Consider the following 20,255-nt stretch of genomic DNA (forward strand, 5'->3'; position numbering starts at 1 on the left):
AAACATTTCGCCGCAAATGCCGATATTTAGAGCTTGCACTTACCCTTGGGTCATCGTCTCCTTGGCGCATCGGGACAAGGCGCAAAAGCGCCGCCCGGCGGGCTCGACCCGCGAGGAAACGCCATAGGAGGAATCCCCATGACCGACACGTCAGGGAAGAATGCGGACCTGCGTCAGGACGTCCGCACAAGCCGTCGCCGTTTCATGACCACCGCGGCCGCGGTGGCCGGCGCCAGCGTGGTCGCCGCCCCGGCGGTGCATGCCCAGGCGCCCATCAAGCTGAAGTTCCAGTCCACCTGGCCGAACAAGGACATCTTCCACGAATTCGCCGGCGACTACGTCAAGCGCGTCAATGCGATGACGGGCGGGCGCGTGGAACTGGAAATCCTGCCGGCCGGTTCGGTCGTCCCCGCCTTCCAGATGCTCGACGCGGTGTCGTCCGGCATTCTCGACGGCGGTCACGGCGTCGCCGCCTATTGGTACGGCAAGAACAAGGCCTTCTCGCTGTTCGGCACCGCCCCCGCCTTTGGCTGGGACGCCGACGAGCTGCTCGGCTGGGTCCGCTATGGCGGCGGCCAGGAGCTTTATGACGACCTCGTGCAGAACACGCTGAAGCTCAACGTGGTCGGCATGCTCTCCGGGCCGATGCCGAGCCAGCCGCTCGGCTGGTTCAAGAAGGAGATCACCGGCCCCGCCGACATGAAGGGCATGAAGTACCGGACCGTTGGCCTCGGCGCCGATCTGTTCAAGGAATTCGGCGCGGCGGTCACCATCGTACCGGGCGGCGAAATCGTGCCGGCCATCGACCGTGGCCTGCTCGACGGCGCCGAGTTCAACAACCCCTCCTCCGACCTGGTGCTCGGCTTCCCGGACGTCGCCAAGGTCTACATGCTCGGCAGCTATCATCAGGCGCTCGAATGCTTCGAGATCCTGTTCAACAAGACCAAGTTCGACGGGCTGCCCAAGGACGTTCAGGAAATCCTCAAGGGCGCGTCCGACGCCACCTCCGCCACCATGATGTGGAAGGCGCAGGACCGTTACTCGAAGGATCTCGAGGCCATCAAGGCGCGCGGGGTCAAGGTTCTGCAGACCCCCAGATCCGTGCTGGAGGCCCAGCTCAAGGCCTGGGACGTGGTCATCGCCAACCTCTCCGCCGACCCGGTGTTCAAGAAGGTCGTCGACAGCCAGAAGGCATGGGCCAAGCGGATCGTCGGCTTCCGGCTGGAATATGAGCCGGACTCGAAGTTCGCCTACGACCACTTCTTCAAGACGGCCTGAACCACCGCCGATGGCGCCCCTCTCCGGCTACGGAGGGGGGCGTTTCGCATCCGCTGCTCTCCCCGGCATGACGCCGCGCCGGCCGCTTTCGTGCGGCCCCGCGCCGGCCCATGCCTCAAGCGTGCCCACGTGACGAGGCCCGTCCCATGCAATCCCTCCTGCTCGGCGTTGACCGGCTGAACGCCTTTGTCGGCAAGACCTTCGCCTGGTGCATCGTCGTCCTGATGCTGGCCATCACCTACGAGGTGTTCTGCCGCTATGTCCTGCGCGATCCGACCACCTGGGCCTACGATGTCAGCCTGATGCTCTATGGCGCCCTGTTCATGATGGCGGGCGCCTACACGCTCTCGCGCAACGGCCATGTGCGCGGCGACTTCATGTACCGCAAATGGTCGCCGCGGACGCAGGCCAAGAGCGACCTGGTGTTGTTCTTCCTGTTCTACTTCCCCGGCATTCTCGCGCTGATCTATGCCGGCTGGAACTACTTCCAGCTCTCCTACATGCTCAACGAGCACTCCTCCTTCAGCCCCGACGGCCCGGTGATCTGGCCGTTCAAGGCGCTGATCCCCATCACCGGCGTGCTCCTGCTGCTGCAGGGCATCGTCGAGGTGGTGCGCTGCCTGATCTGCATCCGTGACGGCGACTGGCCCCAGCGCCTCCACGACGTCGAGGAGATGGAGAAGATCATCCTCGAAGAAGCCGCCACAAAGGACGATCCCGAAGCCGTCCTCAACGCCATCGAACGTGAATCCACCACGCGGGGATCGCTGTGATGTTTCTTTCGGACCCCGCCCTCGGCATCCTGATGCTGGTGCTGTTCCTGATTTTCCTGATGCTCGGCTTTCCCATCGCCTTCACGCTGATGGCGCTGGGCGTGGGCTTCGGCTACTTCACGCAAGGGGACAGCATCTTCAACCTCTTCGTCCAGCGCACCTATTCGGTGATGGCGAATGACGTGCTGATTTCCATCCCGCTCTTCCTGTTCATGGGCTATGTGATCGAGCGGGCGAACATCCTCGACCGGCTGTTCCGTTCCATCCAGCTCGCGGCCGGCTGGATCCCCGGCTCCCTCGCCGTGGCGACGCTGATCACCTGCGCGCTGTTCGCCACCGCCACAGGCATCGTCGGCGCCGTGGTGACGCTGATGGGCCTGCTCGCCTTTCCGGCCATGCTGCGTGCCGGCTACGACACCAAGCTCGCCTCGGGCGTGGTCTGCGCCGGTGGCTGCCTCGGCATCCTCATCCCGCCGAGCGTCATGCTGATCCTCTACGGCGCCACGGCTGGCGTCTCGGTGGTGAAGCTCTATGCCGCCGCCTTCTTCCCCGGCATCGCGCTCGCCGGCATGTACATCGCCTATGTGATCATCCGCGCGATGATCAACCCGTCGCTGGCACCGAAGCTGCCGGCGGAGGAACGCAACATTCCGGCCCTGACCATCATCTGGGCGCTGCTGACCTCGTTCCTGCCGCTGGTCGCGCTGATCGTCACGGTGCTTGGCTGCATCATCCTCGGCCTCGCGACCCCGTCAGAAGCGGCTGCCATCGGTGCCTTCGGCGCGGTGCTGCTGGCGCTGGCCTACCGCACCTTCAGCTTCACCAAGCTGAAGGATTCGGTGTTCCTCACCGCCCGCGCCTCGGCCATGGTGTGCTGGCTCTTCGTCGGCTCGGCGGTATTCTCGGCGGTGTTCGCGCTGCTGGGCGGCCAGAGGCTGGTCGAGGAGTTCATCATGAGCCTCGATCTCGGCCCGATCGGCTTCCTGCTGCTCACCCAGGCGATCATCTTCGTGCTGGGCTGGCCGCTGGAATGGACGGAGATCATCGTGATCTTCCTGCCGATCTTCCTGCCGCTGCTCGACCATTTCAACATCGACCCGATCTTCTTCGGGGTGCTGGTGGCGCTGAACCTGCAGACCTCGTTCCTGTCGCCGCCCGTCGCCATGGCGCCGTTCTATCTGAAGGGCGTGGCGCCGAAGGGGGTGACGATCGAGCAGATCTTCTCGGGCGTCATGCCCTTCATCTACATCGTCATCTTCGCGATGGTGCTGCTCTACATGTTCCCCGGCTTCGCCCTGTGGCTGCCGAACTACCTGTATGGCGGCTGAGAGCCCAAAGCCTCACGCAAAACGGGCTCCGCGGGGCCCGTTTTCATGACTGGAGCGCCGCTCAGGCCGACAGTGCCTTGGGGTCACCCGGCGCGGTCTTCCAGCCGAGCGCGGGGAAGCGCACCACGCGCCGCCCCCGGAAATCCGCCTCGCAGACGAGGTGGCCGCGCTCTTCCATATAGGTGAGCAGCCAGCGCCCCCGCGAGGGCGAGCGGCTGCCATAGGCCTTGGCCAGCACCTCATCCGCCGGCGAGGGCGCGCCCTCCATGCCGGCGCGGGCGAGCAGCAGGAACACGCCCTGCATCTCCTCCGGCAGGCCGGAGGCCTGCTCTACCGCCCGGCCCCATTCCTCACTGTCAACCCGTCCGTCGAGCCCGGCGCGTGCGATGGCGAGGCGGCGGGTGAAGTCGGCAAGGTCCGGCACCTTGGAGCCCACGCGCCGCACCCGGCAATGAACGAGGAAATCCGGGTAGAGCGAGGCGGCCGAGCGGAACGGCGCATCGCCATCAGCCACGAATTGGCGGACAATCTCCGCGACCAGTGCCTCGCGCTCGGCCTCGAAGGCGGCGGCGGCTTCCGGATCGACCGGCACGGGCTCCGGCGGCCGCGCCTCTTCCAGGGTCTCGATGATGTCCTCGACCGGGCGCGCCTCGACCCGCCGTACCGGGGTGGGCATCGGTTCAGTGGCAAGATCGTCGAAGATCAGGTCCTGGATCTGCGCCGAGCCCAGCTCCGGGGGTGGCATCAGCTCGGGGCGGCCATTGCGGCTCGCGGTCTCGACATAGCCAATCTTGAGCGCCAGCGGGCGGCGCGAGAGCGCCGGGCCGAGCGCCACGAAGGAGCCGGTGTTGAGATCGCGGAAGCTCTCGGCCTGCCGCTTCTCCATGCCGAGCAGGTCCGCCGCGCGGGCCATGTCGATGTCGAGGAAGGTGCGGCCCATCAGGAAGTTCGAGGCTTCCGCCGCCACATTCTTCGCGAGCTTGGCGAGGCGCTGCGTGGCGATGACGCCGGCAAGGCCGCGCTTGCGGCCACGGCACATCAGATTGGTCATGGCCGACAGCGAAACGCGCCGCGCCTCGTCGGAAATCTCACCGGCACCTGAGGGGGCGAAAAGCTGCGCCTCGTCCACCACCACGAGCATCGGGTACCAATATTCGCGCTCGGCCTCGAACAGCCCGTTGAGGAAAGCGGCGGCCGAGCGCATCTGCGCGTCGGCGTCCAGCCCCTCAAGGTTGAACACCACCGAGGCCCGGTGGCGCCGGATGCGGGCGGCGATGCGCTGAATCTCGCCCTGCGTGCGCTCGGCATCGATCACCACATGGCCGAAGCGGTCGGCGAGGCTGACGAAGTCGCCTTCCGGATCAATGATCGCCTGCTGCACATGGCCGGCGCTCTGTTCCAGCAGGCGGCGCAGCAGATGCGACTTGCCCGAACCCGAATTCCCCTGCACCAGCAGGCGGGTGGACAGAAGCTCCTCCAGATCGAGCCGTACCGGCTGGCCGGCGGTGCTGCTTCCGAGCTCGATACCGATCTTCATCTGCGACTGTCGAATCCTGTCAGGGGCACGCCGAGGGCTGCACGGCCGAGCCTGCGGAGGTTTAGCACGCGCGCGCGGGAGGCCAGCCGCCACCGCCGGAGAAGTCCACAGATTCGGCCCGCCCCGGCAAGACACAAACGGGGATCGGCGCGCAGAGCGGCCAGCCTCGACAAGGCGGCAAGGGCCGTCCATGCTCACCAGATGGCATTGGTTCCGCTCTTCACCATCGGCTACGAACAGGTCTCCTCCTCCGCCGTGCTCGACACGCTGGCCGGTGCGGGGGTTGACCTTCTGGTGGATGTGCGGGCGGTCGCCGCCTCGCGCCGTGCCGGCTTCTCGAAAAGCCATCTCGCCGCCGGCGTCTCCGAACGCGGCATCGGCTATCTGCACCTGCGCGGGCTCGGCACCCCGGCCGAGGGCCGGCAAGCGGCGCGCAGCGGCCATTATGGTGAGCTGCGTCGCATCTATGACGCGCATCTGGCCACGCCGACGGCGCAGGAGCAGCTCGACGAGCTGACCGAGCTGGTGCGCGCCGGACGCCGCGTCTGCGTCCTCTGTTTCGAGCGGCACCCCGAACATTGCCACCGGCAGATGGTGGCCGATCTCATCTGCGAGCGCGTCGGCGCCCCCATCGAACACCTGTTCGCCCCGCCGGTGTGAGCCGGCTGCACGATCCCCTCTCCAAACCTGCATAAAATCACGGTTCGGACCGAATCAGCGGGCGCGATTCAATTCAAGATTGATTGAATACAACCATCCGCAGGTGCTCGGATGGGTTGCATTTCGTACAATCTCTCAGCCGATGAGCGCGCCGATGACCGGTACGCCTGCGCCGACGCGTACCCGCGCGGCCGCGGGTCCGATCCCGGTCCTGCGCCTCGCCGCATGGGCCGCAGCGCTGCCGCTCGCCCTAGGTCTCGCGCCTTTGGCGGCGGCCGATCCGCTTACCGACAGCTTCAAGCGGCGGCTCTATTTCTATGCGGGCAGCGACATGGCCCGCGACACCTCCTATGGCTGGGCAGGCCTCGCATGGGCGCCCTTTGCCCGCATGGACGAGGACGGCCTGCGCCTACGCTTTCAGGGCGGCGGCGGGCGTTACCGCTATGAGACCGCCGACGTCGCCGGCGGCTGGAACGGCGTGAGCAAGACCGAAGCGGAGGCGCTCATCGGCTGGCAGACGCTGCGCGGTCCGCACGCTCTGGCGCTCTATGCGGGCATTGCCATGATCGACAACCAGCTCGACCTGCCCGATCCCGCCAATCAGGACCAGGGCACGCGCTATGGCGGCAAGTTGGTCGCCGAGTGGTTCTATCGCTGGGATGAGCGCGGCACGCTGTCCGCCGCGATCAGCGCTACCACCGCCGACAGCGCCGCCACCGCGCGTTTCGCCGCCGGCTGGCGGATGCTCGAGTGGCTGGAACTCGGTGTCGAAACCGCCGCCACCTCGGACTGGCCGGACCGCGACGCCCGGCTGGGCGGCTTTCTCGTAGTGCCTGTCAAGGGGCAGGAGCTGCGCGCCGCCGGCGGCTGGCGCTGGAGTTCGGACGAGACGGATGGCGCCTATCTCACCCTGTCGGTCTACATGCCCTATTGAGGCTCAGGCGTCCTCCGCCTTCATGCCCTCAAGGGCGGCCGCGGCATCGACATCGGCATGGGTGGCGATTTCATGGATCGCCAGTGCCTCCAGCTCCTCGCGGGTGTCGATATCGAGGAAGGCGCCCTCGCCCTCCACCGGCACCTCGACCACCGCCTCGGCATTGGCGGCGATGAGATGACGCGCCCCGACATCACCCGACAGCGCCATGAGGTCGCCGAACAGCGCCCGCGACCAGGCAACGGGATTGCCGCGCCGCCCCTCGCTGACCGGCACGGCGACCAGCCGCCCCTCGGCGAGATTGAGCGCACCCGCGAGCCGGTCCACGAGCCCAAACTCGACCTTCGGCATGTCGCCGAGCAGCACCACGGCCCGATCCACCTCCGGCGGCAGCGCGCCAATGCCGGCCCGCAGCGAGGTGGACAGGCCCTCGGCATAGGCGGGGTTATGGACGAAACGCACATTGAGCCCCGCCAGCGCCCCGCGCACCCTCTCGGCTTCGTGGCCGGTCACGACAATCACCGGCCGGGCGTGTGAGGCAAGCGCCGCCTGCACGGCACGCCGCAGCAATGGCGCGCCACCGAGATCGGCGGTGAGCTTGTGGGCATGCGGCATCCGCGTCCCGCGCCCCGCCGCCAGCACCACCGCGCCGGCAAGCCCGGTCGATGCCACGCTCTCGCGCGGCTGCGGCCTTGAGGGAATCTCCATCAGCAAGCCTCCCACGCCCATGCCCGTAATGTCGTCGCGCGTGACCGGCAGACCCGCCACCAGCCGACGCAGCACCCAGTCGAAGCCGTTGTCCTTCGGGCTGCGCGCGCAGCCCGGCGCGCCGAGCACCGGCACGGCACCAAGCCGGGCGACCAGCAGGAGATTGCCGGGATCGACCGGCATGCCGAAATGCTCGACCAAGCCGCCCGCGGCCTCAATGGCGGCCGGGATCACGTCGCGCCGGTCGGCAATCGCCGAGGCGCCGAACACGATGATGAGCTCCGCCCCTGCCTGCCGCACCTCCGCGATCGCCACCGCAAGCGCCGCCTCGTCATGCGGCACCCGGCGCTCGAGAGCGATCCCTACCCCCATCGGAGCGAGCCGCGCAGCCGTTACGCGCAGGGTCTTGGCGATGACCTTTTCCGGCAATCCCGGCAGAAGGGTGGAAATGACCGCCACCCGCTTGAGCCGATAGGGCGCGACCTCGATCACCCGGCCGCAGGCGGCCCGCGCCGCCGCCATGGCGGGGGCGGACACGGCGAAGGGGATGATCTTCACCGTGCCGATCATCTGCCCGGCCTCGACAGCAGCGAAGGCGGGCAGCGTCGCCAGCGTCACGGCCTCGTCAATGCGGTTGAGTGCGTCGATCCCCGCACGGTCGACAACGAGAACGCCCGCTTCCGCCGCACGGATATTGGCGCGGCCGGTGAAGGCGGCATCGACCGCGGCATGGTCGCCACTCACCGCCGCGGCGATCTCGGCGGCGGCGGCGTCCTCGTCGACATCGCCAGGCTCCAGCTGCACCGCGACGATCTCGGTAATACCGGCCTGAGCCAGCGCGGCGAGCGCGGCGGCATCGATCCGCGCGCCCTTGCGCAGCTCGGCACCGGGTACGCGCAGCGCGTGGACATTGATGGCGCCCTCCGCCTCGGCGAGCGGCAGGCGGGCGAACCTCACGCCGCCTTCTCCCGGCGCAGCGGCTTGCGACGCAGATCGGCGATGATCTCACCGAGAATGGAGACCGCGATCTCTGCCGGGCTCACCGAGCCGATATCGAGGCCAATGGGCGCATGGATGCGCGCAAGCTGCTCGCGCGCGAGGCCGCGCTCGGCGAGCCGTTCCAGCCGTGCCGCATGGGTCTTCCGCGAGCCGAGCGCGCCGATATAGAAGCAACCCGCGTTGAGCCCCGCCGCGAGTGCCGGATCGTCGATCTTCGGATCATGCGTCAGCGCCACCAGCGCGGTGAAGGGGTCGAGCCCCAGCTCGGGGAGCGCCACATCCGGCCATTCGGCGCGGATGTCGACACCGGGGAAGCGGTCTTCCGTTGCGAAGGCGGTGCGCGGGTCGATGATGATGACGCTGAAATCCGCCATCGCCGCCATGGGAGCGAGCGCCTGAGAGATATGCACGGCGCCGGTGATGATGAGCCGCGGCGAGGGCACCTGCGCGGTAAGGAACACCCGCTCATTGCCGGATTCGATCAGCGCGCTCTTGCCGGTGCGAAACGCTTCACCGAGAGCCTCCGCCAGCGGATCGCCGTCCACCTCGGCCGGACGGACGAGACGCTGGCGCCCGGAACCGAGTTCGGTGACGAGCACCGTCGCCCGGCGCGCGGCGCGCTCGGCATTCAGCATTTGCAGAAGGGCGAGGTCCATCAGGCGACCTTCTCGACATAGACGCTGATCCGCCCGCCACAGGAGAGCCCGACCTGCCACGCCGTCTCGTCCGCGACACCGAATTCCAGCAGACGCGGGCGGCCATCCTCGATCACCTCGGCAGCCTCGGCCACCACCGCACCCTCGACGCAGCCGCCGGAGACCGAGCCGAGAAACCGGCCGGCCTCGTCGATCACCAGATGGCTGCCGACCGGGCGCGGCGCCGAGCCCCAGGTCTGCACAACCGTGGCGAGTGCCACGCCATGGCCTTCCTGGCGCCAGCGTGCCGCGGCCTCCAGAACATCTTCCTCACGCGCGAACATGATCCCTCGCCTTCCGCGACGATAATGCACGCAGTGCAGCATGGGCGCGCTTGCCGATAAAGCTGGAAACGATCACAAAGCCGCGCATGAGCGCTTCCTCCCCTCCTGTCGCAGCGGCATCCGTGGCCAGTCTGCCGCGCACGCTGCGCCGGCCGGCCGAACTTGCCGATGCAGGCCTGCTCCCGGCCGATCACGGCCTCGACGCCCTCGCCGCGCGCTATGCCGTGGCGGTGACGCCCGCCTTGATCGCCCGGATCGACCGTGACGATCCCGCCGATCCCATCGCCCGGCAATTCGTGCCGGATGCGAGGGAGCTGGACACCAGGGCCGAGGAACTGACCGACCCGATCGGCGATGAGGCGCATAGCCCGGTGCCGGGCATCGTCCACCGCTATCCCGACCGGGTGCTGCTGAAGCTGGTCGGGGTCTGCGCGGTCTATTGCCGCTTCTGCTTCCGCCGCGAAATGGTCGGGCCGGGCGCCGAGACCAGCCTGTCCGAAGCCGCGCTGGAGAGCGCCCTCGCCTATATCGCCGGGCGTCCGGAGATCTGGGAGGTCGTGCTCACCGGCGGCGACCCGCTGGTGGCGGCGCCGCGTCGCCTTGCCGATCTGATGGCGCGGCTTGCCGCAATCGACCATGTGAAGATCGTGCGCTTCCACACCCGCGTGCCCATCGCCGCACCGGAGCGCGTGACGGCGACGCTGGTTGAGGCGCTGCGCCATCCCGGCCTCACCACCTATGTCGCCGTTCACGCCAATCACGCGCGCGAACTCGGCGCCCCGGCCCGCGCCGCCATCGCCCGGCTCGCCGATGCCGGCATCGCGCTGGTCAGCCAGTCCGTGCTGCTCCGGGGCGTGAATGACGAGGCAGATACGCTCGCCGCGCTGTTTCGCGCCCTCGTCGAATGTCGGGTGAAGCCCTATTACCTGCACCATCCCGATCTCGCGCCGGGCACCGGGCATTTCCGCCTGCCGATCGCGCGCGGGCAGGAATTGATGCGCGCCCTGCGCGGGCGGCTCTCCGGCCTCGCCCTCCCCACCTATGTGCTCGACATACCCGGCGGCTACGGCAAGGTGCCGATCGGGCCGGACTATCTCGAGCCGACGCCAGAGGGCTGGCGCGTCACCGATTATTGCGGCGGCGTTCATGCCTATGAGGCCGCGGATGGGGCAGCGCCGCGATGACCCGGCCGGAGCGCGTGGATGTCGTGGTCATCGGCGCCGGCGCGGCGGGGATGATGTGCGCCTGGGAGGCGGCCAAGCGCGGCCGCCGCGTCGTGGTGATCGACCATGCCCGCGCGCCGGGCGAGAAGATCCGCATTTCCGGCGGCGGGCGCTGCAACTTCACCAATCGAGGCACCACGCCGAAGAACTACCTTTCCGCCAACCCTTCCTTCGCCATTTCGGCGCTGAAGCGCTACACGCCTGAGGACTTCATCCGGCTGGTGGACCGGCACGGCATCGCCTGGCACGAGAAGACGCTCGGCCAATTGTTCTGCGACGGCTCGGCGCGGCAGATCGTCGATATGCTCACCGACGGGCTGCGCGAGGCCGGGGCGGCGCTACGGCTCTCGACCACGGTCAGTTCGGTGGCGCGCGACGGCGACGGCTTCAGCCTCGCGACCAGCGAGGGGTCGCTCGCCTGCCGCTCGCTGGTCATTGCTTCCGGCGGCAAGTCGATCCCGAAGATGGGCGCCACCGGCTTCGGCTACGAGATCGCCACGCAGTTCGGCCTGCGCCTCGTGCCGACGCGGCCGGGGCTGGTGCCGCTCACCCTCGATCCGGGCCTGCTGGAAACCATCGCCCCCCTCTCGGGCGTGGCCGTGGAGGGGCGCGCCCGGCACGGCAAGACGGCGTTCGACGAAGCCGTGCTGTTCACCCATCGCGGGCTGTCAGGTCCCGCCATCCTGCAGATCTCGTCCTACTGGCGCGAGGGCGAGGAGATCGAACTGGCGCTGGCCCCCCGCACCGATGTGTTCGGTCGCCTGCGGGAAGCGCGCAGCACAAATGGCCGGCAGGGGCCCGCGACGGCCCTCGCCGAGATCCTGCCGAAACGGCTCGCTCAGGCCATTGCCGAGCGCGAGGCGGGCGCAGGCAACCTCGCCGACCTCTCCGACAAGGTGCTGCGCCGGATCGACACCGCCGTGAATGGCTGGCGCTTCAAGCCGACCGGATCGGAGGGCTACCGCACGGCCGAGGTGACGCTCGGCGGCGTCGACACGGCCGACCTCGATTCCCGCACGCTCGAGGCGCGCCAGATGCGCGGCCTCTATTTCATCGGCGAGGTGGTGGACGTCACCGGCTGGCTCGGCGGCTACAACTTCCAGTGGGCCTGGGCCTCCGGCTGGGTCGCCGGGCAGAACGCCTGATCCTCAGAGACGGCGGAATTCGCGCCCGAGATAGACGAGGCTCTCCCGCGCCGGGCCGAGCGTGACATGCTCGACGCGGCCGACCAGCACGTCATGCGTCGCCACGGTGCGCGCCTCGACCAGCCGGCACTCGAAGACGGCAAGCGCGCCGACCAGGCAGGGAAGCCCGAGCGCACCCTCCTGCCAGTGCCCGACACCGAAGCGCTGCTCGCCGGAAAGCCCGCCCCGCCCGCCAAAACTCTGCGCCACCGCCTCCTGCGCACCGGTCAGCATGTTCACCGCGAACCGCCCGGCATGGTGGAAGGCCGGCGCCGAGAGGCTGCGCCGGTTGAGGCAGACCAGCAGCGTCGGCGGGGTATCTGAGACGGAGGCGACCGCCGTTGCGGTGAAGCCGGCCCGCCCCTCCGGCCCCCGCGTGGTGACGACATGGACAGCCGCCGCCAGCCGGCTCATCGCCTCGCGAAACAGGCCCGCATCGACGGCATGGCCATCCGTGGGCGTCGACCGGGTGCTATCGTCCACGAGGCTCTCCAGCGCGGCCATCGCCGCCAAGTTGTGCATAAGACGCCGAGGCTGCGGGTGGAAGTCCCGTCGCATGGCGCGGATGGGACCTAAACATGACCGAAAAATGAAGCCCCCGACGAAAGGAGGGGCTTTGTTGCAATTGCGACAAAACCTTGAAACGCAAGGAAAATCGGTAAAAATGGTGTCAAGACACCGTTCCATCACGCGTTTCGATCGATTGCATTTCGTCTTTCGATCGAATTGTATCTGAGAGCGACGCGCGCTAAGAGTGAAGACCCGCATACGTTGCGGGCAAGATTATAAATTATGCACACCGGATGCGTGCGGCTTTCGCCATCGGCTGAGGGGAGCCGGAAAACAAAATGGAAGTCTTCATTCAGCAGCTCATCAACGGGCTGACGCTGGGCTCGATCTATGGGCTCATCGCCATTGGCTACACGATGGTCTTTGGCATCATCGGCATGGTGAACTTCGCCCATGGCGACGTGTTCATGGTGTCCACCTTCATCGCCCTGGTCTGCTTCCTGCTGCTCACCACGGTGCTCGGCATCACCTCGATCTTCCTGGCGCTGGCCATCGTGCTGGTGGTGGCGATGTTCTTCACATCACTGACCAACTGGGCGATCGAGCGCGTGGCCTACCGGCCCTTGCGCGGCTCGTTCCGCCTCGCGCCGATGATCTCGGCCATCGGCATGTCGATCTTCCTCGCCAATTTCGTCCAGGTCTCTCAGGGCCCGCGCAACAAGCCGGTGCCGCCGATGGTGACCGACGTGATCGTGCTGATGGACTCCGGCAACTACCAGGTCACGCTGGCGTGGAAGCAGGTCATCATCATGGCGGTGACCGCGCTGCTGCTGATGGGCTTCTGGTACCTCGTGCAGAAGACCTCGCTCGGCCGCGCCCAGCGCGCCGTGGAGCAGGACCGCAAGATGGCGGCGCTGCTCGGCATCAATGTCGACCACACCATCTCGCTGACCTTCGTCATCGGCGCCGCGCTCGCCGCCGTCGCGGGCGTCATGTACATGATGTATTATGGTGTCGCGCACTTTGCCGACGGCTTCGTGCCGGGCGTGAAGGCCTTCACCGCCGCGGTTCTGGGCGGCATCGGCTCGCTGCCCGGCGCCGTGCTGGGCGGGCTGCTGATCGGCCTGATCGAGGTGTTCTGGTCGGCCTATTTCTCCATCGAGTACAAGGACGTCGCCGCCTTCTCGATCCTTGCCATCACCCTCATCTTCATGCCGCAGGGCCTGCTCGGCCGGCCGGAAGTCGAGAAGGTCTGAGGTAGGCCGCCATGGCAGTCCAGCTTGCCGACACCGCGCCCGCCCCGGCGCAGACGTCCGTGATGGCTCACGCCCTCAAGGATGCCTTCATCACCGGCCTCATCGCCACCGGCCTCTTCGGTCCCCTGATCGGCTTCCAGACGATCGTCATCGATGGGGCGCTCGGTCTCGCATACCGGCCAATGACGCTGGCCGTCATGGTCGGCATCATCTTCGTCGGCCGCCTGATCCTCAATCTGACGATCTGGTCGCCCAACCGCCCGCCCCGGACCAAGACCGGCCCGACCGTGTTCGACCGCATGGGCACGACCGTCGGACCGGCGGTCAAGCCAGCGCTGCTCGGGCTGGCGATCTTCTTCCCGTTCATCGCCGCCGCCTCCATGGGCGGCCTGAGCGAGAGCCGCTATCTCATCGACCTCGGCATCCTCATCCTCACCTATGTGATGCTGGGCTGGGGCCTGAACATCGTGGTGGGCCTCGCCGGCCTGCTCGACCTCGGTTACGTCGCCTTTTACGCGGTGGGTGCCTATACCTACGCGCTGCTGGCGACCTCGGCGCCGATCAATGATTTCTTCGCCGGTCTGTTCGGCGAGACCTTCTGGGCGAGCTGGGCCTTCTGGATCTGCCTGCCCATGGCGGGCCTGTTTGCCGGCGTCTGGGGCATGATCCTCGGCTTTCCGGTTCTGCGCCTGCGCGGCGACTACCTCGCCATCGTTACGCTGGCCTTCGGCGAGATCATCCGCCTCGTGCTCATCAACTGGGTGGACTTCACCGGCGGCGGCGCAGGCATCGCCTCGATCCCGCGGGCGACCTTCTTCGGCATTCCCTTCACCGCGGGCGAGGATGGGTTCGCGGCGCGCTTCGGGCTCGAATTCAGCCCGATGCACCGCATCATCTTCCTCTATTTCGTCATTCTCGCCCTCGCTCTGCTCACCGCCTTCGTGACGGTGCGGCTGCGCAAGCTGCCGGTCGGGCGGGCGTGGGAAGCGCTGCGCGAGGATGAGATCGCCTGTCGTTCGCTCGGCATCAACACCACCAATGTGAAGCTCTCGGCCTTCGCCACCGGCGCCATGTTCGGCGGCTTTGCCGGCTGCTTCTTCGCGGTGCGTGCCGGCTTCGTCTCCCCGGAGAGCTTTACCTTCGACATCTCGGCGATGATCCTCGCCATTGTGGTGCTCGGCGGCATGGGCTCGCAGATCGGCGTCGCGGTGGCGGCGGCGGTGATGATGGGCGGCATGGAGATGCTGCGCAATCTTGGCTTCCTCACCCAGATCTTCGGCAACGAGTTCGACCCGAGCCTCTACCGCATGCTGCTGTTCGGCTTCGCCATGGTCACGATCATGGTCTGGAAGCCCCGCGGCCTCGTCTCCACCCGCGATCCCACCATCTTCCTGAAGGAGCGCAAGGCGGTGTCCGGCGATCTCGTCAAGGAGGGGCACGGCTGATGGCACCCCTCGACACCGGCATTCCCGTCTGGGAAGCCGATACCATCCTCTCCGTCGAACACCTGTTCATGCGCTTTGGCGGCCTTGTGGCCGTCAACGACCTCAGCTTCAAGGTCGGCCGCGGCCAGATCACCGCGCTGATCGGCCCGAACGGCGCCGGCAAGACCACGGTGTTCAACTGCATCACCGGCTTCTACAAGCCGAGCGAGGGCCGGCTCGTGCTCGGCCATCGTCGGACGCCGACGCCGGAGGAAGTCGCCAAGGTCACGCTGATCGGCGAACGCTCGCTGGTCGGCACCGATTCCGCCGTCTTCCTGCTGGAGCGGATGCCCGACTACCGGGTCTCCGGCGAGGCGAAGGTGGCGCGCACCTTCCAGAACATCCGCCTGTTCACCGGCATGACCGTGCTGGAGAATTTGATGGTGGCCCAGCACAACGCGCTGATGGTCGCCTCCGGCTATTCGCTGAAGGGGCTGTTCGGCCTGCCCGGCTGGAACAGCGCGCAGCGCGCCGCCACCGAGAAGGCCAAGTACTGGCTCGACAAGGTGGGCCTCACCGAGCGGGCGGACGACCCGGCGGGCGACCTGCCCTATGGCGCCCAGCGCCGGCTGGAGATCGCCCGCGCCATGTGCTCGGAGCCGATCCTTCTGTGCCTCGACGAGCCGGCGGCGGGCCTCAACCCGCGCGAGAGCCTTGAACTCAACAATCTGCTGCGCTCCATCCGCGCCGAACATGGCACCTCGATCCTGCTGATCGAGCACGACATGAGCGTCGTCATGGAGATCTCCGACCACGTGGTCGTGCTCGACTACGGCACCAAGATCTCGGACGGCACGCCCGACGCGGTGAAGAACGATCCGCGCGTCATCGCCGCCTATCTCGGCGTCGACGAGGACGCGGTGGAGGAGGTCGAGGCCGAAATCGGCATCGACGCCGGCGGCCATTCCACGGGAGCCAACTCGTGAGCGACACAGTGACCACCGTGCCCCACAGCGCCGGCGCGCCGCTCGCCCCGAGCGACGCCGAACCCATGCTGGCCGTGCGCGGCGTAAAGACCTTCTACGGGAACATCATGGCGCTGAAGGGCGTCGATGTGGACGTCCACAAGGGCGAGATCGTCACCCTGATCGGCTCCAACGGCGCCGGCAAGTCGACGCTGATGATGACCATCTTCGGCCAGCCGCGCGCCCGTGAGGGGCAGATCGTCTATGAAGGCCGCGACATCACCAAGATGCCGACCCACGAGATCGCGCAGCTCAAGATCGCGCAATCGCCGGAAGGCCGCCGCATCTTTCCGCGCATGACCGTGTTCGAAAACCTGCAGATGGGTGCCTCGGTCGACGGCTTCGCCCATTTCGAGCAGGATCTCGAGAAGGTCTTCGTGCTATTCCCGCGCCTCAAGGAGCGCATCAACCAGCGTGGCGGCACGCTGTCGGGCGGCGAGCAGCAGATGCTCGCCATCGGCCGCGCCCTGATGAGCCGCCCGCGCCTCTTGATGCTGGACGAGCCCTCGCTCGGCCTCGCGCCGCTGATCGTCAAGCAGATCTTCGACGCGATCCGCGAACTGAACCGCACCGAAGGTCTCACCGTGTTCTTGGTCGAGCAGAACGCGTTCCATGCGCTGAAGCTCGCCCATCGCGGCTATGTGCTGGTGAACGGCCTCGTCACCATGTCCGGCCCTGGCCGTGAACTGCTGGAGCGCCCCGAGGTACGGGCGGCCTATCTCGAAGGTGGGAAGCACTGACATGGCACAGACCAGCGGCACGCTCATCTCCCAGGGCCCGACGACCAGCCTCGCGGTGGTCGTGCCCGCCCTCGTCGTCATCGCCATTCTGGTGGCATCGGTCATCACGCCATCCTCGGTCATCGAGGTGTCGCGCGGCGATTTCCTGCTCGTCACCGTGTTCCTCGGCGGCGGTGCGGCCTGGTTCACCGGCCGCTCCATCGCCCGCACCTGGCGGGTGTACCGCCAGGCGGTGGTCTACGCGCTCCTGCTCGGCTGCGTGGTGCGCTTCTTCCACTTCGCGCTGTTCCAGGGGACGCTCCTGTCCCTGCACTATTTCCTGACGGATACGGCCTTCCTGGTGGCGCTCGCCACCCTCGGCTTCCGCTCCGAGCGGGCAAGCCAGATGGCGACGCGCTATGGCTGGATCTACCGTCAGTCGGGGCCGTTTGGCTGGCTCGAGGGCGCCTCCCGCGAGGCGTCCGGCGAGCGGAGCTGAGCGGCCTTCACCATGTTTCGCTTCCTCATCGACAGGGGTGCGGAAAAGAGCATGATAGCGGTCAGGGGTGACAGCTACCTGGCCGTGCAGGCTGCGAAGACTACCCTTTCAGAATCAGGAGAGAAGTTCATGAAGAAGCTTCTGTTTGCGGGCATTGCGCTCGGCGCCATGGCGGCGCTGGCCGTGCCGGCCTCGGCGCAGGTAAAGGTCGGCGTCGGCGGTCCGATCACCGGCCCGAACGCCACCTTCGGCGCCCAGCTCAAGAACGGCGCCGAGCAGTGGGCGGCGGACGTCAACGCCGCCGGCGGTCTCCTCGGCCAGAAGGTCGAGATCGTGGTGGGCGACGACGCCTCCAAGCCCGAGCAGGGCGTCTCGGTGGCCAACAAGTTCATCGCCGACGGCGTGAAGTTCGTGATCGGCCACTTCAACTCGGGCGTGTCGATCCCGGCCTCCGAGCAGTATGCCGAAGCCGGCGTGATCGCCATCTCCCCGGCCTCGACTAACCCGAAGCTGACCGAGCGCGGCCTCACCAACGTGTTCCGCACCTGCGGTCGTGACGACCAGCAGGGCGCCGTTGCCGCCGCCTACATCCTTCAGAACCTGAAGGGCAAGAAGATCGCCATCGTCCACGACAAGACCCCCTACGGTAAGGGTCTGGCCGACGAGACCAAGAAGGCGCTCAACGCCGGTGGCGTGACCGAAGTCGTCTATGAAGGCATCAACCCGGGCGAGAAGGACTATTCCGCTCTCGTTTCCAAGCTGAAGGCCGCGAACGTCGACATTCTCTACTACGGCGGTCTGCACACCGAAGCCGGCCTGCTGGTGCGCCAGCTGCGCGACCAGGGCCAGAACACCGTCCTGTTCTCCGGCGACGGCATCACCGACAAGGAGTTCTGGACCATCGCCGGTCCGGGCGCCGCTGGCACCCTCATGACCTTCGGCCCGGATCCGCGCAAGAGCCCGGCCGCCGTCAAGGTCGTCGAGGAGTTCAAGAAGAAGAACATCGACCCCGAGGGTTATGTTCTCTACTCCTACGCCGCTGGCCAGGTGATCCAGCAGGCCGTCGAAGCGACCAAGTCGCTCGATACCAAGAAGGTCGCCGAGTACATCCACTCGGGCGCGGCTTTCAACACGGTGCTCGGCAAGCTGACCTTCGACAAGAAGGGTGACCGCACCAACCTCGACTACGTCGTCTATGTCTGGAAGGACGGCGGCTACACCGAGCTCTGATCGCGCATCGGGCCGCTCGCGCGGCGCCGCTTACACCTGACGAAGAACCCGCCGGTTAGCGCCGGCGGGTTTTTCTTTGCGCCTCAGCCGAAGCGGGAGAGCGCCGGAAACGTCTCCAGCAGCCAGAAGCTCATCGTCGCCATCCAGCCGGAGAGGAAGCCGATGCCGGTGAGCACCAGAAGGCCCCCCATCACCTTCTCGACCATAGGCAGATAGCGCCGGGCATGAACGAGCAGGCCGAGCGCCGGGCGCGCCATAGCGGCGACCAGCAGAAAGGGCACGCCGAGGCCAGCGGAATAGACGGCCAGTAGCCCCGCCCCGCGCGTCAGCGTCTGCTCGCTCGCCGCCACGGCGAGGATCGCCGCAAGCACCGGCCCGATGCAGGGCGTCCAGCCAAAGGCGAAGGCGAGGCCCATCACATAGGCGCCGGCGAGTGTGGAAGGCGCATCGACATGCACGCGGCGCGTGCGCGTCAGCCAGCCGAAGCGCAGCACGCCGAGGAAGTGCAGCCCCATCAGCAGGATGGCGACGCCGGCTACAATGCTGAGCTCCTGCGAATACATGCGCAGATAGCCGCCGGCCACCGAAGCGCCCGCGCCCAGCGCCACGAAGACAGTCGAGAAACCCGCCACGAATAGAAGCGCCGCACCGAGCGTGCGGCGCGCGGCGGCGTCGGTCGGCGCCTTGTGGGTGATCTGGTCGAGGCTGGTGCCGGCGAGATAGCACAGATAGGGCGGTACCAGAGGCAGCACGCAGGGCGACACGAAGCTGGCAATGCCCGCGGCAAAGGCCGCCGGGAGGGTGACGTCGGCCATGAACTGCGCAACCTTTACCGGACTGTTGGACCTTCCAATGCACGCCCGCTTGAGCTTATGCAATGTGGCCGCTTGGCCTCTCCCCGTGATGTGATGCTGCTGGTGCCCGCCCGATGCGCAACCTGATCACCGACGTTCCCGGCCTACGCGTCGGCAACGCCACCGACCTCGCCCTCGCCTCGGGCGTCACCGCCGTCATCTTCGACGAACCGACCGTCGCCTCGGTCGATGTACGCGGCGGCGGGCCCGGCACGCGCGAGACCGATCTTCTGGCACCGGACGAGACCGTGGGCGCCATCCACGCCCTTGCCCTTTCGGGCGGCTCCGCCTTCGGGCTCGACGCCGGCGCCGGGGTGATGGCGGCGCTGGCCGAGCGCGGCATCGGCTTTGCCGTCGGCAGTGCCCTGGTACCCATCGTGCCCGGCGCCGTGCTGTTCGATCTTCTGAATGGCGGCGACAAGAACTGGGGCCGCTTTCCGCCCTATCGCGATCTCGGCTACGCCGCCGCCAATGCCGCCGGGCTCGATTTCCCGCTCGGCACGGTCGGCGCGGGCACCGGCGCCACGACGGTCGATCTGAAGGGCGGGCTGGGTTCGGCCTCGATGATCGCGGCAAGCGGCCACAGGGTCGGCGCGCTGGTGGCGGTGAATGCCTGCGGGGCGACCAATTTCCCCAATGCCCCGCATTTCTGGGCCGCGCCCTTCGAGCGGGACGGTGAGTTCGGTGGCCACGGCTTTCCCAGCCCCCTGCCCCCCCTCCCCGCGCGGCCGCGCCTGAAGGGCCTGCCGGAGGGCGCGGAGGCCGGCATCGCCAACACGACGATCGCCGTGGTGGCGACGGATGCGGTGCTCACCAAGGCTCAGTGCAAGCGTCTCGCCGTGATGGCGCATGATGGCTACGCCCATGCCATCTGGCCCGTGCACACCCCGCTCGACGGCGACACCATCTTCGCCGCCGCCACCGGCCGCACGCCGCTGGCCGATCCGGTGTTCGATCTCGCGCTCATCGGCGCGGCGGTGGTCCAGACGGTCGCCCGCGCCTGCGCCCGGGCCGTCTATGAGGCCACCGCGTTGCCGCAAGCCGGCACGATCCCCACATGGCAGGAACGGTGGCGCTAGGCCGACCGTGCCTTGCGCCCGCTCGGTCTCGACGCTGCCCGGAAAGACAACGGCCG

Annotated in this window: 20 protein-coding genes; 14 read left to right on the forward strand and 6 right to left on the reverse strand. The window is 67.6% G+C overall.

What is annotated here, in order from left to right; genetic code table 11:
- Positions 1 to 138 precede the first annotated feature (138 nt).
- The 3 genes from AncyloWKF20_RS07020 (at position 139) to AncyloWKF20_RS07030 (ending at position 3,379) form a co-directional block, all read left to right on the forward strand.
- A complete protein-coding gene (locus AncyloWKF20_RS07020; protein WP_279317166.1) occupies positions 139 to 1,278 on the forward strand; it encodes a TRAP transporter substrate-binding protein in 1,140 nt (379 codons plus the stop codon).
- A 146-nt stretch (positions 1,279 to 1,424) separates the two neighbouring features.
- The gene (locus AncyloWKF20_RS07025; RefSeq protein ID WP_279317167.1) at positions 1,425 to 2,051 is read left to right on the forward strand and encodes a TRAP transporter small permease subunit; all 627 of its coding nucleotides are present in this window, start codon (positions 1,425 to 1,427) and stop codon (positions 2,049 to 2,051) included.
- Positions 2,051 to 3,379, forward strand: coding sequence for a TRAP transporter large permease subunit (locus AncyloWKF20_RS07030; RefSeq protein ID WP_279317168.1), 1,329 nt, complete (start codon positions 2,051 to 2,053; stop codon positions 3,377 to 3,379). The genes AncyloWKF20_RS07025 and AncyloWKF20_RS07030 overlap by 1 nt, the downstream gene beginning before the upstream one ends.
- A gap of 61 nt (positions 3,380 to 3,440) precedes the next feature.
- On the opposite strand, the gene AncyloWKF20_RS07035 is transcribed toward AncyloWKF20_RS07030, so the two are convergent.
- Complete coding sequence (locus tag AncyloWKF20_RS07035) at positions 3,441 to 4,916, reverse strand: ATP-binding protein (RefSeq protein ID WP_279317169.1); 1,476 nt, start codon at positions 4,914 to 4,916, stop codon at positions 3,441 to 3,443.
- A gap of 201 nt (positions 4,917 to 5,117) precedes the next feature.
- Here AncyloWKF20_RS07035 and AncyloWKF20_RS07040 point away from each other — a divergent pair, with 201 nt between their 5' ends.
- Positions 5,118 to 5,576 (forward strand): DUF488 domain-containing protein, encoded by a 459-nt coding sequence (locus AncyloWKF20_RS07040; protein WP_279317170.1) that lies wholly within the window; start codon positions 5,118 to 5,120, stop codon positions 5,574 to 5,576.
- 154 nt (positions 5,577 to 5,730) lie between these two features.
- Entirely contained in the window at positions 5,731 to 6,510 is a 780-nt protein-coding gene (gene bcsS, locus AncyloWKF20_RS07045; RefSeq protein ID WP_279317171.1) for a cellulose biosynthesis protein BcsS, read from the forward strand.
- Positions 6,511 to 6,513: 3 nt separating this feature from the next.
- Here bcsS and AncyloWKF20_RS07050 read toward each other — a convergent pair whose 3' ends face one another.
- The 3 genes from AncyloWKF20_RS07050 to AncyloWKF20_RS07060 are packed head-to-tail and all read right to left on the reverse strand — an operon-like array spanning position 6,514 to position 9,196.
- Positions 6,514 to 8,118 (reverse strand): molybdopterin-binding/glycosyltransferase family 2 protein, encoded by a 1,605-nt coding sequence (locus AncyloWKF20_RS07050; RefSeq protein WP_279317900.1) that lies wholly within the window; start codon positions 8,116 to 8,118, stop codon positions 6,514 to 6,516.
- Between the two features lie 53 nt (positions 8,119 to 8,171).
- Complete coding sequence (locus AncyloWKF20_RS07055) at positions 8,172 to 8,873, reverse strand: XdhC family protein (RefSeq protein ID WP_279317172.1); 702 nt, start codon at positions 8,871 to 8,873, stop codon at positions 8,172 to 8,174.
- Entirely contained in the window at positions 8,873 to 9,196 is a 324-nt protein-coding gene (locus AncyloWKF20_RS07060) for an XdhC family protein (RefSeq protein WP_279317173.1), read from the reverse strand. The genes AncyloWKF20_RS07055 and AncyloWKF20_RS07060 overlap by 1 nt, the downstream gene beginning before the upstream one ends.
- 86 nt (positions 9,197 to 9,282) lie before the next feature.
- Here AncyloWKF20_RS07060 and AncyloWKF20_RS07065 point away from each other — a divergent pair, with 86 nt between their 5' ends.
- Both AncyloWKF20_RS07065 and AncyloWKF20_RS07070 read left to right on the forward strand, forming a co-directional pair.
- The gene (locus AncyloWKF20_RS07065) at positions 9,283 to 10,380 is read left to right on the forward strand and encodes a lysine-2,3-aminomutase-like protein (protein ID WP_279317174.1); all 1,098 of its coding nucleotides are present in this window, start codon (positions 9,283 to 9,285) and stop codon (positions 10,378 to 10,380) included.
- Complete coding sequence (locus AncyloWKF20_RS07070; RefSeq protein WP_279317175.1) at positions 10,377 to 11,564, forward strand: NAD(P)/FAD-dependent oxidoreductase; 1,188 nt, start codon at positions 10,377 to 10,379, stop codon at positions 11,562 to 11,564. The genes AncyloWKF20_RS07065 and AncyloWKF20_RS07070 overlap by 4 nt, the downstream gene beginning before the upstream one ends.
- A 3-nt stretch (positions 11,565 to 11,567) precedes the next feature.
- Here AncyloWKF20_RS07070 and AncyloWKF20_RS07075 read toward each other — a convergent pair whose 3' ends face one another.
- Positions 11,568 to 12,017 carry a flavin reductase gene (locus AncyloWKF20_RS07075; RefSeq protein ID WP_279317901.1) on the reverse strand — a complete coding sequence of 150 codons (450 nt, stop codon included), beginning with the start codon at positions 12,015 to 12,017 and terminating at the stop codon, positions 11,568 to 11,570.
- Positions 12,018 to 12,451: 434 nt separating this feature from the next.
- Between AncyloWKF20_RS07075 and AncyloWKF20_RS07080 the strand changes: the two genes are divergently transcribed.
- The 6 genes from AncyloWKF20_RS07080 (at position 12,452) to AncyloWKF20_RS07105 (ending at position 18,266) form a co-directional block, all read left to right on the forward strand.
- Positions 12,452 to 13,369, forward strand: a complete 918-nt coding sequence (locus tag AncyloWKF20_RS07080; RefSeq protein ID WP_267582097.1) for a branched-chain amino acid ABC transporter permease LivH — start codon at positions 12,452 to 12,454, stop codon at positions 13,367 to 13,369.
- 11 nt (positions 13,370 to 13,380) lie between these two features.
- Positions 13,381 to 14,814 carry a high-affinity branched-chain amino acid ABC transporter permease LivM gene (gene livM / locus AncyloWKF20_RS07085; protein ID WP_279317176.1) on the forward strand — a complete coding sequence of 478 codons (1,434 nt, stop codon included), beginning with the start codon at positions 13,381 to 13,383 and terminating at the stop codon, positions 14,812 to 14,814.
- A complete protein-coding gene (locus tag AncyloWKF20_RS07090; protein WP_279317177.1) occupies positions 14,814 to 15,779 on the forward strand; it encodes an ABC transporter ATP-binding protein in 966 nt (321 codons plus the stop codon). Before livM ends, AncyloWKF20_RS07090 begins: the two co-directional genes overlap by 1 nt.
- A 65-nt stretch (positions 15,780 to 15,844) precedes the next feature.
- A complete protein-coding gene (locus tag AncyloWKF20_RS07095) occupies positions 15,845 to 16,558 on the forward strand; it encodes an ABC transporter ATP-binding protein (protein WP_279317902.1) in 714 nt (237 codons plus the stop codon).
- A 103-nt stretch (positions 16,559 to 16,661) separates the two neighbouring features.
- A complete protein-coding gene (locus AncyloWKF20_RS07100) occupies positions 16,662 to 17,036 on the forward strand; it encodes a DUF6867 family protein (protein WP_279317903.1) in 375 nt (124 codons plus the stop codon).
- 129 nt (positions 17,037 to 17,165) lie between these two features.
- Positions 17,166 to 18,266 (forward strand): branched-chain amino acid ABC transporter substrate-binding protein, encoded by a 1,101-nt coding sequence (locus AncyloWKF20_RS07105; RefSeq protein ID WP_279317178.1) that lies wholly within the window; start codon positions 17,166 to 17,168, stop codon positions 18,264 to 18,266.
- 83 nt (positions 18,267 to 18,349) lie between these two features.
- On the opposite strand, the gene AncyloWKF20_RS07110 is transcribed toward AncyloWKF20_RS07105, so the two are convergent.
- Complete coding sequence (locus AncyloWKF20_RS07110) at positions 18,350 to 19,081, reverse strand: cytochrome c biogenesis protein CcdA (protein ID WP_279317179.1); 732 nt, start codon at positions 19,079 to 19,081, stop codon at positions 18,350 to 18,352.
- Between the two features lie 113 nt (positions 19,082 to 19,194).
- Between AncyloWKF20_RS07110 and AncyloWKF20_RS07115 the strand changes: the two genes are divergently transcribed.
- A complete protein-coding gene (locus AncyloWKF20_RS07115; RefSeq protein WP_279317180.1) occupies positions 19,195 to 20,199 on the forward strand; it encodes a P1 family peptidase in 1,005 nt (334 codons plus the stop codon).
- The last annotated feature ends 56 nt before the right edge of the window (positions 20,200 to 20,255 follow it).

It is taken from the genome of Ancylobacter sp. WKF20, assembly GCF_029760895.1.
In the GTDB taxonomy this organism is placed as follows: Bacteria; Pseudomonadota; Alphaproteobacteria; order Rhizobiales; family Xanthobacteraceae; genus Ancylobacter.

Excerpts from the sequence above, each read along its gene's own strand:
- AncyloWKF20_RS07020 (WP_279317166.1), top strand. The coding sequence starts at position 139 with ATGACCGACACGTCAGGGAAGAATGCGGACCTGCGTCAGGACGTCCGC.
- AncyloWKF20_RS07025 (WP_279317167.1), top strand. The coding sequence starts at position 1,425 with ATGCAATCCCTCCTGCTCGGCGTTGACCGGCTGAACGCCTTTGTCGGC.
- AncyloWKF20_RS07030 (WP_279317168.1), top strand. The coding sequence starts at position 2,051 with ATGTTTCTTTCGGACCCCGCCCTCGGCATCCTGATGCTGGTGCTGTTC.
- AncyloWKF20_RS07035 (WP_279317169.1), bottom strand. The coding sequence starts at position 4,916 with ATGAAGATCGGTATCGAGCTCGGAAGCAGCACCGCCGGCCAGCCGGTA.
- AncyloWKF20_RS07040 (WP_279317170.1), top strand. The coding sequence starts at position 5,118 with ATGGCATTGGTTCCGCTCTTCACCATCGGCTACGAACAGGTCTCCTCC.
- bcsS (WP_279317171.1), top strand. The coding sequence starts at position 5,731 with ATGACCGGTACGCCTGCGCCGACGCGTACCCGCGCGGCCGCGGGTCCG.
- AncyloWKF20_RS07055 (WP_279317172.1), bottom strand. The coding sequence starts at position 8,873 with ATGGACCTCGCCCTTCTGCAAATGCTGAATGCCGAGCGCGCCGCGCGC.
- AncyloWKF20_RS07060 (WP_279317173.1), bottom strand. The coding sequence starts at position 9,196 with ATGTTCGCGCGTGAGGAAGATGTTCTGGAGGCCGCGGCACGCTGGCGC.
- AncyloWKF20_RS07065 (WP_279317174.1), top strand. The coding sequence starts at position 9,283 with ATGAGCGCTTCCTCCCCTCCTGTCGCAGCGGCATCCGTGGCCAGTCTG.
- AncyloWKF20_RS07070 (WP_279317175.1), top strand. The coding sequence starts at position 10,377 with ATGACCCGGCCGGAGCGCGTGGATGTCGTGGTCATCGGCGCCGGCGCG.
- AncyloWKF20_RS07075 (WP_279317901.1), bottom strand. The coding sequence starts at position 12,017 with ATGAGCCGGCTGGCGGCGGCTGTCCATGTCGTCACCACGCGGGGGCCG.
- AncyloWKF20_RS07080 (WP_267582097.1), top strand. The coding sequence starts at position 12,452 with ATGGAAGTCTTCATTCAGCAGCTCATCAACGGGCTGACGCTGGGCTCG.
- livM (WP_279317176.1), top strand. The coding sequence starts at position 13,381 with ATGGCAGTCCAGCTTGCCGACACCGCGCCCGCCCCGGCGCAGACGTCC.
- AncyloWKF20_RS07090 (WP_279317177.1), top strand. The coding sequence starts at position 14,814 with ATGGCACCCCTCGACACCGGCATTCCCGTCTGGGAAGCCGATACCATC.
- AncyloWKF20_RS07095 (WP_279317902.1), top strand. The coding sequence starts at position 15,845 with ATGCTGGCCGTGCGCGGCGTAAAGACCTTCTACGGGAACATCATGGCG.
- AncyloWKF20_RS07105 (WP_279317178.1), top strand. The coding sequence starts at position 17,166 with ATGAAGAAGCTTCTGTTTGCGGGCATTGCGCTCGGCGCCATGGCGGCG.
- AncyloWKF20_RS07110 (WP_279317179.1), bottom strand. The coding sequence starts at position 19,081 with ATGGCCGACGTCACCCTCCCGGCGGCCTTTGCCGCGGGCATTGCCAGC.
- AncyloWKF20_RS07115 (WP_279317180.1), top strand. The coding sequence starts at position 19,195 with ATGCGCAACCTGATCACCGACGTTCCCGGCCTACGCGTCGGCAACGCC.